Annotated in this window: 7 protein-coding genes; all 7 read left to right on the forward strand. The window is 50.8% G+C overall.

From position 1 onward, the window contains the following. Positions 1–46: 46 nt before the first annotated feature. The 7 genes from ACWQXP_RS18015 (at position 47) to ACWQXP_RS18045 (ending at position 14,359) form a co-directional block, all read left to right on the forward strand. Positions 47–1,591: a type II secretion system protein GspD gene (locus tag ACWQXP_RS18015; RefSeq protein ID WP_454064240.1), complete on the forward strand. Its 1,545-nt coding sequence runs from the start codon at positions 47–49 to the stop codon at positions 1,589–1,591. Further along, the gene (locus ACWQXP_RS18020) at positions 1,588–2,409 is read left to right on the forward strand and encodes an ExeA family protein (RefSeq protein ID WP_454064241.1); all 822 of its coding nucleotides are present in this window, start codon (positions 1,588–1,590) and stop codon (positions 2,407–2,409) included. The genes ACWQXP_RS18015 and ACWQXP_RS18020 overlap by 4 nt, the downstream gene beginning before the upstream one ends. Before the next feature lie 147 nt (positions 2,410–2,556). Further along, positions 2,557–3,963 (forward strand): tetratricopeptide repeat protein, encoded by a 1,407-nt coding sequence (locus tag ACWQXP_RS18025; RefSeq protein ID WP_454064242.1) that lies wholly within the window; start codon positions 2,557–2,559, stop codon positions 3,961–3,963. 96 nt (positions 3,964–4,059) lie between these two features. Beyond that, positions 4,060–5,199: an FIST signal transduction protein gene (locus ACWQXP_RS18030; protein WP_454064243.1), complete on the forward strand. Its 1,140-nt coding sequence runs from the start codon at positions 4,060–4,062 to the stop codon at positions 5,197–5,199. Positions 5,200–5,205: 6 nt separating this feature from the next. Further along, entirely contained in the window at positions 5,206–7,488 is a 2,283-nt protein-coding gene (locus ACWQXP_RS18035; RefSeq protein WP_454064244.1) for a response regulator, read from the forward strand. 22 nt (positions 7,489–7,510) lie between these two features. Continuing rightward, a complete protein-coding gene (locus tag ACWQXP_RS18040) occupies positions 7,511–10,534 on the forward strand; it encodes a response regulator (protein ID WP_454064245.1) in 3,024 nt (1,007 codons plus the stop codon). 126 nt (positions 10,535–10,660) lie between these two features. Beyond that, positions 10,661–14,359, forward strand: a complete 3,699-nt coding sequence (locus ACWQXP_RS18045; RefSeq protein WP_454064246.1) for a response regulator — start codon at positions 10,661–10,663, stop codon at positions 14,357–14,359. Positions 14,360–14,865 lie beyond the last annotated feature (506 nt).

Consider the following 14,865-nt stretch of genomic DNA (forward strand, 5'->3'; position numbering starts at 1 on the left):
ATTCTTGAAGCTGTTTACTCTTTATCTGAAGCAAGGCAATGATGTTATGCAGACATTCATAGTTGTTCGGGGCCAGAGTCGGAGTCCGTTGTGGCCCGGGATGGTGTGTACCGCTCTGTTTCCTGTGTTGTTGAGTTTGGGAAGTTGCAGTCCGGTGACCCGCTCAGTGGCGGTTGAGGATACGAAGCCGCAAGAGAGTCACACGCCTATTCTACAAGAGGCTGAAGAATCGATTCCTGAGAAACTGGAGAGACGGCTTAGCCCTCATGCGATCTCTCTCGCTGACCGTATGCCGTTAAGTCACATGAACGCAGACACGCAACCAGAGAAAGATCTTGGACCTCTGTTCAGCTTTCGTGCCCAGGATATTCCTCTTGGAGATGCCTTGACGCTCTTTGCACATTCGAATGAGCTCAATATCGTTGCGGGCCCAGATATTACCGGAAATATTACGGTGAACTTTCATGCCCTGCCACTGAAAGAGGCCATGTCAGCTCTCCTTGATTCCCATGGATACTTCTGGGAACAAGAAGGCCAGTTGATTCGTATTCGGAAGTTCGAAACGCGAATCTTCAACCTGGACTACATTCGACTGGTACGAGGTGGGACCGGAGAAAATAAAGCGCAAATCACGTCAAGCGGAGGGGGGGCCGGTCAAGGCACTGGGGAGATCACGGTCAATCAACAGGATGAGATTAAATTCTGGGAGGAATTGGAGACACAAGTCAAAGTGTTGATGTCGACCGAAGGTCGGCTGGTCTTTAATCGGCTTTCCGGCACGATCCAAGTGACCGACCGGCATCAACGGGTTAGAGAGATTGCGCAATATCTCGCGAAGGTTCGGGGGTCGCTTCATCGGCAAGTAGAAATTCAAGCTCGCATATATGAAGTGAATCTTGACGATAATTATAGTCTGGGAATCAATTGGGACAAAATCGAGTTTGGTGGTGTTGCCGGGAACCTTGTTCTCTCAAATATTATTACCGCACCATTTGGTGGATTTGTCGCCAAAGCCGCGACCGTCGATGCAACGTATACGAAAAACAGTTTTGATACCGTCATTGAAGCTTTGCAAGAGCAAGGAGAGTTAAAGGTTATTTCACAACCTCGTTTGCTGACGCTCAATAATCAGCCTGCCTTGATTAAGGTCGCAACCGATGAAGCCTTTTTCACGCAAACCGTTGTTCAGGGTACGGGTGGAACGGGGAACATTGTGACTGAGCAGGCGCAATCGGTCACCGTGGGACTCGTATTATCGGTGACCCCGCAAATTTCAGAAGATGGGTGGATTATGTTGGATGTGACGCCAATTATTTCACGACTTCGGGAAATTCGACAATCCCCACAACAGACCGCGACGGCTCCGGTTCTTGATGTCAAGCAATCGTCTGGTCTTGTGCGTCTTCGAGACGGTGAGATGGTGATCATTGGCGGACTCATTCAAGACGAAGTTTCAGAAACGGAACGGAAGGTTCCACTTCTAGGGGATATTCCATGGCTAGGCCGATTGTTTAAAGGAACGTATAACGTCACGAGAAAAAGTGAGCTGGTCATTTTTCTCCAACCTCGTATTGTGGAGGGTGGGCTATGATTTCTGGAAATCTTGCGATGTGTTATGAGGAACTCGGGTTCGTGGAGCCGCCATTCCGCATCACGCCGGATACCGACTTTTTTTTCCCAGGGAGTCAACATCTGGAGGCACTGTCCCATCTCCGGTATGGGATCGCGAGTGGGAGTCTTACCATGTTGACGGGTGAAGTGGGATTAGGCAAGACGCTGTTATGCCGCCATTTGCTTCGTCACCCCCCGGAGCATACGCGGTTTGCATATTTATTGAATCCCGATCAATCGTACGGGGGACTCCTGGCTTCTATCTACGAAGACTTGACCGGCAAGGTTCCGAAAGATGCTTCCTTAGGGTCCCTGCAACGAGAACTCCCAAAGTTGCTCCTTCGATTAGCGGAAGGTGGAGAGCAAGTCGCGGTGTTAGTTGATGAAGCACATCGCCTAAGTGGCAAGGTGATGGAAGGGTTACGCTTGCTGTCCAACCTGGACACGGAGAAAGACAAGCTGATGTGCTTGCTGCTCGTGGGACAACCGGAACTCGAACTCAAGCTTGCGAAGCGAGCCTTGCGTCCGTTGGCTCAGCGAATCAGCGTTCGGTATCACCTGAAACCGTTTACGTTGAGAGACACGATGAAATATGTCCGGCATCGTCTCAGAGTTGCCACCCGAGACGACAGAGTACATGTCAATGCGGGTATTCTGATGTTGGTTCATATGATCAGTGGAGGCGTTCCCAGACGAATCAATCAACTCTGTGACCGCGCGCTCCTTGCGGCGTACGCCAAGGGTGAACAGGTCATCAGCCCTTGGATGGTTCGGCAAGCTGCACGGGAAATTGGATAAAACATTAGACGTGAAACGTAAAGTGGTAGACGGGTAACAGAAGATGAGGGCAGAAGGCAAAGGGCAAAAGGCAACATTGAAGAAGGCGAGCGACGAGATACGAGCGACGAGATACGAATTTTTTCTCACGCTTCACGGCGGTGAGTTATGAGTATTGTGACTGATGCATTGAATCGTCTTCAATCTGCGCGTGCTCGTGGCGTGCGGCCCACCGCGGCCCACGATCCTGAGCTCTCAAACGTCGACACGCCTGAGACGCAAGAAGATGAGAAGAACCCAACGGTCGATAAAACATTTATGAGTGTATCCGTTGGCGGTTTTTTGTTGGCCGCAGTCGTGGCCATGGGAGCCTATTGGTGGGGGGAATATCCTGTGTCGGATATCCCAAAGATGACCTCGTCTGTCTCGGCGCGGACTGATCCTTCATTTGACCACAGTATTGATGAATCGCTGGATTCCGTGTCTTCTGAGCAAGAGATGCCAGTATCAGACGAGGATCTGGTCGAACTCCTGCCTGGAGAATTGCCGCCTCTTTCACCGTCACCTGATGATCAGGAACATATCGAAATCACAGAGGCTCAGGACGACTCAGAAGGTGAGGTCACCGTGAGTTTTTCGCCTCAAGCGATGGCTGAATCTGAACCGAACCATGAGAGCCGATTGCAGGATGTGGCCAGATTATCAATCGAGCATGATCCTGTCACTGCTTCAGACAGTGATGAGGAAGAAGTTTTCGATGACTCCACGACTCGTTCAAGTCAGACCTTGAATGCTGCAAAGAGTGAATCGAAGGCCAAGGCGAAATCTCGTTCGATGGATTCAGATGTCTCCTCGCAATCACATCCGACTTTATCCGAAAACACGAAGGCCATCCCCGAATCTCACACGACTTCCGAGGCAACGACCCAACCTCGCGCGCAAGCAAGAGCTGACGAGAGTACATTTCCTGTCTCGTCGGTTGATGAGAGTTCATCGGTGTCATTGGTGAAGGCTGATTCCATTCAGCGCGTACGTGATTCAGCGATCTCTCAAGAGCCGATACTGTCAGAAATGGCGATTCGTTCAGATGAGGAAACGGTAACGCGACTTTCACCGGAACAACGGATGTTAAAAGCGCGGTTGCTCATTGAGCAGCAATCGTATTCAGGGGCGATTGCCGTATTGCAACCACTTTTTGCTATGCCTCCCTCGAACTGGGAACCTTGGTTTTGGATGGGAACGGCGCACTTTGGCCTTGGTGAGTTGGAGAAGGCAGAGGATGCATTTATGGAGGGATTGGTACGAGACGAGACCGTTCCTTATCTCTGGGTGCAGCGTGCCGTGATTGAACAACAGCGGGGGCAATATGGAAAGGCCATGGATGCCCTTCGTCAGGCCGAGCTGTTAGATCCGAAGCTTCCAGAAGTTCAGCTGAATCTTGCCTATAACCTGGAACATCAAGGCCAGGTCAATCTTGCACGTCGGCATTATCGACAATACCTGGCTCTCACCGAAGGGAAGTCAGCCTATCATGCCGTTCGAAGAAAAGTGTTAGAACGAATATTGCGCATGTAAGGATGGCTTTGTCAGGAATCTTTCTTGCGCCTTTTCTTGTCGTGTTCGCTTTGTACGAATAACACTAATAGGAGTTCACACACGGGAGTCAAATGTATGAACATTCATACCTTTACGTTACGCAATGGTCAACAGAATGACGTCATTGTCACTCCCAATCATGAGCCAGACAAAACGCTTATTCTGATATTCGGAGCGTCCAGTTTACCCGATGCGCCGGACATGATTCATCGTGTGTGTCAGGCCTATCCCGGAGCCCCAGTGCTTGGATGTTCAACGGTTGGAGAGATCATGGGCACAGAAATCTATGATGACACGTTAACTGTGACCATTGTTCAATTTTCTCATACGACGGTTCGATTGGCATCAGTTGAAATTCAGGATTCAATGGCCTCATATGCGGCAGGTACAACATTGAGTCAGGCTCTACAGGCTCCAGATCTGCGCGGCGTCTTTGTGTTGTCAGACGGACTGATGGTGAATGGGAGTGAATTGGCTCAAGGATTGAACGCCATGTTGTCCGAGCACGTGGTCGTGACGGGAGGACTGGCCGGTGATGGGAAACGTTATCAACATACGTGGGTCATTCAGGATGGGCAACCAGAAAGTGGGTATGTGACGGCCGTCGGACTGTATGGCGATTCTGTACGGATTGGGCATGGTTCAAAAGGCGGATGGGAAATGTTGGGGTTGGAACGACGCGTGACCCGTTCAGAGCGTAACGTTCTGTATGAACTTGATGGAAAGCCAGCGTTGGAATTGTATAAAAAATACCTGGGAGATCGCACAGCCGAACTGCCGGCCTCTTGCCTATTCTTTCCTTTGGCCTTTCGAAGGCATGACTCTGATGAGAATATGCTCGTTCGAACAATTTTACACATAGATGAATCGCAACAGTCACTCATCTTCGCCGGAGATATTCCCCTCAATACGATGGCTCAATTCATGCGGGCCAACTTTGATCGTCTTGTCGAAGGCGCATCGCAAGCTGCAACACTGACGACAAATGAACAACATGAATCGCAGCCCACGTTAGCCATCGCGATCAGTTGCGTCGGACGTCGTCTCGTCTTGGGCGAACGGACCGAAGAAGAAGTCGAGGCGACGCTGGATATTCTTCCGCACGGGACGACGCAGATTGGGTTTTATTCCTATGGCGAACTTTCACCATACACGAATGGGCGTTGCGATCTCCATAATCAAACCATGACCTTGACCACTATTACTGAATCGTAAAAATTGATGCATGCACTCCTTCAGAGGCAATTGAAGAGGCTGGGTCTGGCAGGTCCGTCTCTCGAGATCCCAGCAACCGATTGGCAGGCGTTCCTTGCCAAAATCAGTCAGACCTATACAGAATTTGATCAAGGTCGAGCCTTGCTTGAACGATCGTTGTCGATTTCTTCGCAGGAAATGCAGGAGCTGCTTCAAGAAACTCGAAATGTCAGTGAACGGCGAATCAAGGGCGAGCAGGAGCAAACCCGCACCATTATTGACGCGGCACTAGATGCGATTGTTGGGATGGATCGCGATGGCCGAATCATTGGATGGAATGCTCAAGCGACGAAGACATTCGGCTGGACTGAACAGGAAGTCCTCGGTCATCCATTGTCAGAGATGATTGTTCCTGAAGAACATCGGGAGGCACATAATCAAGGGGTCAGTCGATTCTCACAACGGACTGAAGATCGTATGGTGAATCAGCGCGTTGAATCCTGGGCGGTACATCGTGATGGGCATCGCTTTCCGGTCGAGATTGCGATTATTCCAATTTACAAAGAAGAGACCTATCAATTCTATGGATTTATTCGAGATATCACGGAACGAAAGCAGGTCATGACGTCTCTTCGGGAAGCCAAGGAGGCGGCCGAGGCGGCTGTGCGAATGAAGAGCGAATTTCTCGCAACCATGAGTCATGAAATTCGGACGCCCATGAATGGGGTGATTGGCATGACCGGTCTTCTCTTGGAAACGGAGTTAGCTCCTCAGCAGCGCCAGTTCGCTGAGACGGTGAGAAGTTCTGGGGAAGCGCTCTTGACTATTATCAATGATATTCTTGATTTCTCGAAAATCGAAGCGGGCAAACTTGAATTTGAAATCATTGATTTCGATCTCCGTGTGGCATTGGAAGAAGCCTTAGACCTCCTTGCTGAGAAAGCAGGAGAAAAGCATCTTGAACTCGTGGGGTTGGTATCTGGAAATGTTCCTACAGCCCTATGCGGAGATCCTGGTCGATTGCGGCAGGTGATCCTGAATCTCGCTAGCAATGCCATAAAATTTACTCGACGAGGCGAAGTGATTGTTCGCATTCATTTACTGGAAGAGACCGACAATGACGTGCGGCTTCGTGTTGAGGTGTCGGATACCGGGATTGGTATTCCAATTGAGGTTCAAGCCCGACTCTTCCAGCCGTTTAGTCAAGCCGACAGTTCAACGACGCGTCAATTTGGAGGGACGGGGCTTGGATTGGCCATCTCTCGACAACTCATCGAATTGATGCATGGAGAGATTGGAGTCAATAGTGTACGAGATGAGGGAAGTACCTTCTGGTTTACGGTTCGTCTTGCCAAACAACTATCGATGTCTCAGCAGGAATTACCGGTTTCAAGCAATTTGCGCGGGCTTAGTCTCTGTTGTGTCGATGATCATGCCACCAATCTTCAACTGCTTGGACAGTATGCTGAGGATTGGGAAATGGAACCGGTGATGGCGTCAATGCCTGCCGAAGCGCTGTCGTTGCTCCAGGAGCGAGCAGCTCAAGGACAACGTACCGATCTGGCTATTCTTGATATGGAGATGCCCGGCATGGACGGTTTGACCTTAGCCAAAGTGATGAAGGCGGATCCTCGTCTGGCTGAAATCCGTCTCATTCTTCTGACTTCCTTAGGACGTCGCGGCGATGCCGCGTTGGCACAAAAGGCTGGATTTAGCGGGTACCTGACGAAGCCGGTTCGAAAAGCTCAACTTCACGATTGTCTGCTTGCGGTCATGAACCACACGTCGCCAGACGATCAGAAACGTCAATCGTCATTGTTTATCACGCAACATCGTCTTCATGAGGTCAAGGTGCGGTCGCAAACGAGGATTTTAGTTGCGGATGATCATCGAGTGAATCAGCAGCTTGCCGTACTGATGCTTGAACGTCTCGGCTATCGAGCCGATATCGTTGCGAATGGGAATGAAGCGGTGGAGGCCGTGAGTCGAGTTCCGTATTCCCTGGTGTTGATGGATTGTCAAATGCCGGAGATGGATGGCTATCAGGCGACTACTGAGATTCGTCGCCGTGAAGCGGAAGACGAAAAACGTGAGACGAAAAACGAGCGCCGAGCGACGAGCAACGAACGACGCGGCACGCTTCGCATACCGATTATCGCGATGACCGCGAATGCCATGCAGGGTGATCGGGAAAAATGTCTCGAGGCAGGAATGGATGATTATTTAAGTAAGCCGATTAAATCTGATCAGTTACAACTTATCCTGAGTAAATGGTTATTGTCACAAAAGCCCATATGCATGACGCATTAAGAAGCAAAGAGGTTCATTCAGCATGCTGAATCAAGAATTCATAACTGGCACATATGACGTCGGCTTGGTGGTGTTTTCCGTTCTTCTCGCGATTGTTGCCTCGTATACGGCATTGGACTTAGCTGGAAGAGTATCTGTAACGACCGGACGTTCTCGCTTGTGGTGGCTTCTTGGTGGAGCGTTGGCCATGGGGACAGGGATTTGGTCTATGCATTTTGTTGGAATGCTCGCATACCATCTGCCCTTTCCAGTTTTCTATGATATTCCAATGGTGATTTTTTCACACCTTGCCGCAACCTTCGCATCCGGTGTGGCATTGTATGTTGTCAGTCGAGGTGTGATGGGAACGCAAGAATGGTGTATGGGCGGTTTGTTGATGGGAAGCGGGATCGTTGCGATGCACTACATTGGCATGTTTGCCATGCGACTGAAAGCGATACTTTATCACGAGCCGACCTATGTCATCCTTTCAGTGATTGTGGCCATCAGTGTCGCGTTGATTGCGCTACGATTGGCATTCTGGTTCAGAGATGAACAACAGAAGGCTTGGGGAATGGCGAAAATAAGCAGTGTGGTTCTTATGGGGGCTGCCATTCCTGGCATGCACTATACGGCAATGGCTGGTGCGAAGTTTACGGGTGAACCACATATGGTCGGGAAGATTCAGTACGTGATGGATATCTCAATGATTGGTGGAGGCGCGATCATATTTGGGACATTTATGATCTTGGGTCTGACGTTGTTGACCTCTCTGATCGATCGCAAGTATACGGCGCAAACAAAGATCGCGGAAGAATTAGAGCGAAAAAACCAAGAATTAGCGATTGCTCGAGATCAGGTTTTGGAAGCCTCAAGATTGAAGTCCGAATTTTTAGCAACGATGAGCCACGAAATCCGGACGCCGATGAACGGGGTGATCGGGATGACGGGGTTACTGTTAGAGACGACGCTGACGCCGGAACAGCAGCAGTATGCCGACACGGTGCGCAGTTCGGGCGAAGCGCTCTTGTCCATCATCAACGATATTCTCGACTTCTCCAAGATCGAAAGCGGACAGCTGGACTTTGAAATCATCGACTTTGATCTGCGCACAGCGCTGGAAGAAACCCTCGAATTGCTGGGCGGGCGAGCCGGAGAGAAACACTTGGAACTGGTGGGCCTGGTCTCCGCGCATGTGCCCACGGCCCTGCGGGGTGATCCGGGCCGGCTGCGGCAAGTCTTCATGAACCTCATAAGCAATGCCATTAAGTTTACGGAACAGGGGGAAGTCACGGTGCAGATTCAAGCCCTGGAGGAGACGGAGGAGTCTGTGCTCATTCGAGCCGAGGTCGTCGATACGGGCGTGGGCATCGCTCCCGAGGTGCAAGCGAAACTCTTTGCCCCCTTTATGCAGGCCGATAGTTCGACGACGCGGAAGTTCGGCGGAACGGGCCTGGGGCTGGCTATTTGCAAGCAACTGCTCGAACGGATGGGGGGCGAGATAGGCGTGGAGAGTACGCCTGGGATCGGGAGTACGTTTTGGGTCACGATTCGCTTACCGAAACAACCGGCCGCCTCTTCGGTGTTGGCGCTGGACCCGGTGAGTAGTCTGCAGGGGCTGCGTGTGTGCTATGTGGATGACCATCTGACGAATCGTCGGCTCGTGGCCCAGTATTTTGTGGACTGGGGCATTGCGGGCACGACGTCGGCGAGACCGTCGGAAGGGTTGGCGATCTTACGGGCGGCGGCGGCGGCCGGCCGCCCCTATGACCTCGCGATCTTAGACATGCTGATGCCGGAGATGGATGGCTTGGATTTGGCCCGGACCATCAAAGGGGATCCTGCCTTAGGGACGATCCCGCTAGTCCTGTTGACGTCGTTAGGGCGTCGCGGGGATGCGACGGCGGCGCGCGAGGCGGGCTTTGCCGGCTATCTCACGAAGCCGATTCGAAAGGTGCAATTGAAGTCCTGTCTGGCGATGGTGCTGGGGCGGACGCAAGACCCCGCGGGGGCCGCAAATTCGTCATTAATTACCAGCTATACGTTGAAAGAAGCGGCGCGGCAGCGGAGTGCGCGTATTTTGGTGGCCGATGATCATCGGGTGAATCAACAGTTGGCGGTGTTGATGGTCGAACGGTTGGGGCATCGAGCCGATGTGGTTTCCAATGGGCAGGAAGCCCTGGACGCGGTGCTTCGGCAGCCGTATGACCTGGTGTTGATGGACTGTCAAATGCCGGAGATGGATGGGTATGAGGCGACGCGCGCCATACGCGCGCGTGAAGCGCAAGACGTCAGACGAGCGACGAGCTCCGAGCGACGAGCGACGAGCCCACACGTGCCGATCATTGCGATGACGGCCAATGCGATGCAGGGGGATCGGGAGAAATGTCTGGCGGCGGGGATGGATGACTATATTCCCAAACCCATTAAGCCGGAAGTGGTGACCGAGGCGTTGAGCCGGTGGTTACTGACAGAAGTGAGAGTCAGTGAGGAAGAGCCAGGGAGTGAGGCCGTCGCTGGCCCGGCACAGGACAAGAAGCCCTTGGAGCTTCAGGAAAAGCATGCTGAGACTCAGAAGAGAGAAAGTGAGGAGAACATGAGGAACCCGGAGTTTCCCGTGACGCACGAGGCCGCACCGGATCACGTCGTCGAACAAGGCACGCCCCCGGAGACGCCCGTTTCGATGCCCCCGGCAGATGCCCCGGCCGCTTCGTCGTGGCTTGATCCTGGCGTCCCGGTGGTGGATGCGACCGTAATGGCGGAGTTGGTGGAGTTGGGCGGCGCGGCGCTGGTGAGCCAGATGGCGGAGCAGTTTGTGCAGGATGCGACGGCCTGTGTGGAAGGGGTGATCCGGGCGGTGGAGGCGCAGAATGCGCAGGCGCTGAGGGACGCGGCGCATGGGTTAAAGGGGATTTGTGCCAATTTGGGGGTGAAGCGGCTGTTGGCGTTGGCGGTGCATGCGGAAGGCGTGGGCAAGGCCGGGGCGGTGTGTGAAGCCGAGCCGTTTGTCCCGACGCTGCAAGCAGAGTTTGTGCACGCTCAAGCTGCCTTGCGTGCCCAGAAGTAAGGATTGTCTGTTCAATGAATCGCACATGGCATCATGCTGTTTAACCTATGATATTTGACTCTTTCGATTGTCATACGTGGATCGAAATGAAACGAACAAAGACTCTAGACTTCACGAGATGATCATATGGATCAATTGAATACATTACGCAAACGTCACTTGACTCAAGAGACGGCTTCAAAGAAAGCACGGCCCAATCATTCGAAAAAAAGTTTTAGTCGATTTCTTGATGCGCCAATCAAACGCAAACTCAATTCCTTGACGACGTTGACGACGTGTGTGGCCCTGCTGGTGGCCTGCGAAGTCTTTATTGTCACGTACCTCGTCACGCTTCGCCAAACCATGGTTCAGGAACTTTCCGCTCAGGCAAATATTATTGGTACGAGTAGTATTCCTGCGTTGTCAGCAGATGATTTTATTTCAGGGAATCAGTTACTCAAAACCCTAGAACTTCAAATTGGAATCAATGCGGCTGTCCTATACGATGTACATGATCAAGTTTTTGCTCAATATGTACGTCATCCACATTCGTTCACTCCTCCCATTCTGAACGATGACCGTGGGTATCTGTTTAACAAAAATACACTGGAAATGATGCATGTCATTCTCTCGAATGGAGAAAAGATTGGAACCCTGTATATCAAATCAGACATCAAATCGTTGTATGTCACGATTGCCGAATATGCCAGTTATGCCGGAGTTCTGCTGATTTTAGCGACCTTGCTTGCGTTTATGTTGTCTTCGCGACTCCAAGGAGCCATCACAGGGCCTGTCACTGAACTAACTGCACTTGTGCGTCGAGTCTCCAAAAAGAAGGATTATAGTCTTCGTCTGAAAAAGCAAACGGATGATGAAGTGGGAACCTTGATTGACGGGTTCAATGACATGTTAGAGCAAATTCAGGAACGTGACAAACAACTACAACACCATCAAGAGCAATTAGAAGAGCGTGTTCAACGTGCGACTGAAGAAGTGACGCAACTAGCAAGGCGTCAGGAATTGATATTGGAAACGGCGGGAGAGGGTATTTACGGAGTCGATCGAGAAGGCAACATCACGTTCGTGAATCCTATGGCGACTCGGTTTCTTGGCTGGGAAGGACATGAACTTATCGGAAAGCCTGAGCATTTGATTCAGCCTTTGAGCGAGACTCAGGATGATCAAGCATTTCAACAAGAACCGCGACTTCGTGATAATCTCTCCATTGAAGAAATGGGTGAAGTCAAACTCAGTCAGTTTTTTCGAAAGGATGGAACACGCTTCCCTGCCGAATATACACGGACGTTTCTCTACGATGAAGAAAGCGGAATGGGTGGTGCGGTTGTCACCTTTAAAGATATTTCGACACGAAAGCGTGCCGAAAAAGCCTTATTGGATAGTGAGGAGCGGTTTCGTAAAATTTTCAGCCATTCCAACGATGCGATCTTTGTGGTTGATCTCAAGGACAATACGATCCTCGAAGCAAATTCCCGTGCGGCCAGTATGCTGGAATATTCAGAAGAAGAACTTGTTTCCATGTCGGTCTTTGCCATTTATCCGACCGAAGGTCAGGCGTTGTTGGACTTTTTTCACTCTGTTTCGCAACGTGGATACGGCTGGACTGATCAGCTGAGCTGTATGACGAAAATGGGCCATCATTTGATCGCAGAAATTTCCTCATCGATCATCGAAGTGGGAGGAAAAAAATGCATGATTGCTCTGGTTCGGGATATGACAGAACGAACGCAACGTGAGAAACAACTTGCCCGGGTGGCGCAAGAGCTTGAAACAAAGAACATTGAACTCGGACAGGCTCGTGACCAAGCCGTCGAAGCGGCACGGTCTAAGTCTGAATTTTTGGCCACGATGAGTCATGAAATACGGACCCCGATGAATGGGGTTATTGGCATGACCGGACTTTTGCTCGAAACAGAATTGACACGCTCCCAGAAGTATTATGCTGAGACGGTCCGCAATTCTGGTGAAGCCCTCATGACCATTATTAACGATATCCTTGATTTTTCAAAGATTGAAGCTGGGAAACTTGAACTGGAGGTCATCGACTTTGATCTGCAGATTGCTGTGGAAGAAACTTTGGACTTATTAACTGAAAAGGCGACCAGTAAAGGGTTGGAAGTTTCATCGTTTGTGTTTCCAGATGTAACGACGGCCGTGCGGGGAGATCCTGGCCGGTTGCGGCAAGTGTTGCTCAATCTTGTGAGTAATGCGATCAAATTTACTGACTCGGGAGAGGTCGCGATTCAAGTGTTACGACTTGATGAGACAGAGACAGAAATGGAACTTCGAGTCCAGGTGTCTGACACCGGTATTGGGATTGCCCCAGAGGTACAAGATCGGCTCTTTCAAGCCTTTACCCAAGCCGATAGTTCTACGACCAGGAAATACGGCGGAACCGGCTTAGGTCTTGTGATTTGTAAACGACTGGTTGAGTTAATGGATGGAACCATCGGACTCGACAGTCAAGTTGGACAAGGCAGTGTGTTCTGGTTCACCTTGCGATTACAGAAGCAAGACCCGTGTCGTCAGCCTTCCACGGCACACGATAGTTGTTTCCAGAATTTGAGAATTTGCTGTGTTGACGATCATCCAACGAATCGTTACCTGCTTTCGCAATATGCACAGGATTGGGGAATGGAGGCCGTGACGGCCTCCACTCCTGCCGAAGCACTGGCCGTGTTACATGCCGGAGTTTCGCGTGGGAAACCCTTTGATCTCGCAATTCTCGATTATCATATGCCTGGGATGGACGGCGTGACCTTAGCCAAAGCCATCAAAGGTGACCCGGCTTTAGCGTTCACGAAACTCATCTTGTTGTCATCGTTAGGAAAGCCGGAGGACCCTGTCGCGTTGCATGAAGGGGGATTTGACGCCTACCTGAGCAAACCTGTTCGAAAGGCGTGTTTAGAACAGGGGATTGCGACGGTGATGAACCTCACCTCTCAAGGCTTCGATCAGATTCTGAATTCGTCGGAGCGGCATTCTGCCGTTCATGCATCTGTTGTGAAGCTTGCCGCACGGATTCTGGTGGTGGATGATCAACAGGTGAATCAGCAGTTGGCGATGTTACGGCTTCAAGGGTGGGGGCATCGAGTTGATGTGGTGAATAATGGAAAAGAAGCCATTGAGGCTGTCCGTCAAATCCCGTATGACCTGATCTTGATGGATTGTCAAATGCCAGAAATGGATGGATATGAAGCCACAACCGAGATTCGCCGTCGTGAAGTTTTGCAGCGGAAACATAAGTCAAGACATGAGATACGCGAAGGCACGACTCGGATACCCATTATTGCCATGACGGCGAATGCGATGGCTGGAGATCGAGAGAAATGTCTGGATGCGGGAATGGATGACTATCTCGCTAAGCCCATTAAGTCCGTGCAATTGTCTGAACTGCTGGCCAAATGGCTTCCGACAGACTCGAGAGTCGAGATTGGCGAGACGACTCCTGAGATGAGTTCGTCGAATTCAAGTAATTTCGAGTCGATTCCTCCCATTGACCAGGCGACGGTGAAAGAATGGCGGACATTAGGGGAGCCCTCTTTTGTGGTCCGCATGATTGATCAGTTTGTTCATGATGCAACAGACTGCGTGACACAGCTTCAAGAAGCGGTTGAGCAACACGATCACGATCGCATTGCTGATGTGGCCCATGCGTTGAAAGGTATGTCGCGCAATATGGGAGCCGAACCTCTAGGGGAAATTTGCCGATTCTTGGAACGAGAAGGGCGAACTGTCTCTGCGCGGCAATTGACAGAAAAATTCACGGCACTTCAGCAAGAGTTTCAGCGGGTCTGTCAAGCCTTTGAACAAGAACGGGTACGATAAGGATAACCCTAGACGTAGTAGTGGGCAAGCTGGAGAACGTTGATGGTTTCTTCACCTCTTCACAATCCTCCCTATTCCTATTCACCGTATTTCTTGCCTAGATATTGGCTCATTTCTTTGTATTTGACCTCCTTATGAGCTTTTGATCTTGGATAACTCCTATAGGTTATAGCGAGTCCAATAGTTGGAATGCCTGGGCACGATACCATGCAAGAAGATGCAATCTTGCATGGCATTCAACGGCGTGACTCAGCCATCGACCTGATGTATCAATGACATGTGTCCAGGTCCAACTGAGGCATATCAACTAACCCCGTGCAATGACTCACTTCAAACATGCTGAAGTTATAGCCGTACCTTTGAACATTCGCTTGTACGATGTGTGTGGTTGCGTTGTGTATTATCGTCAATTCAGCTGAACGTTCTGCGGTTTCGCTATAATTGAAACGGTTATCACTCAAGATTACAGAATCTATGGCCGAAATCGTCTATGTCATCATGTACTG

It is taken from the genome of Candidatus Nitrospira salsa (assembly GCF_965152625.1).

What these genes read in the sequence shown, in the direction of transcription:
- ACWQXP_RS18030 (WP_454064243.1), top strand. Translation starts at nt 4,060, where the DNA reads ATGAACATTCATACCTTTACGTTACGCAATGGTCAACAGAATGACGTC.
- ACWQXP_RS18035 (WP_454064244.1), top strand. Translation starts at nt 5,206, where the DNA reads ATGCATGCACTCCTTCAGAGGCAATTGAAGAGGCTGGGTCTGGCAGGT.
- ACWQXP_RS18040 (WP_454064245.1), top strand. Translation starts at nt 7,511, where the DNA reads ATGCTGAATCAAGAATTCATAACTGGCACATATGACGTCGGCTTGGTG.
- ACWQXP_RS18015 (WP_454064240.1), top strand. Translation starts at nt 47, where the DNA reads ATGCAGACATTCATAGTTGTTCGGGGCCAGAGTCGGAGTCCGTTGTGG.
- ACWQXP_RS18025 (WP_454064242.1), top strand. Translation starts at nt 2,557, where the DNA reads ATGAGTATTGTGACTGATGCATTGAATCGTCTTCAATCTGCGCGTGCT.
- ACWQXP_RS18045 (WP_454064246.1), top strand. Translation starts at nt 10,661, where the DNA reads ATGGATCAATTGAATACATTACGCAAACGTCACTTGACTCAAGAGACG.
- ACWQXP_RS18020 (WP_454064241.1), top strand. Translation starts at nt 1,588, where the DNA reads ATGATTTCTGGAAATCTTGCGATGTGTTATGAGGAACTCGGGTTCGTG.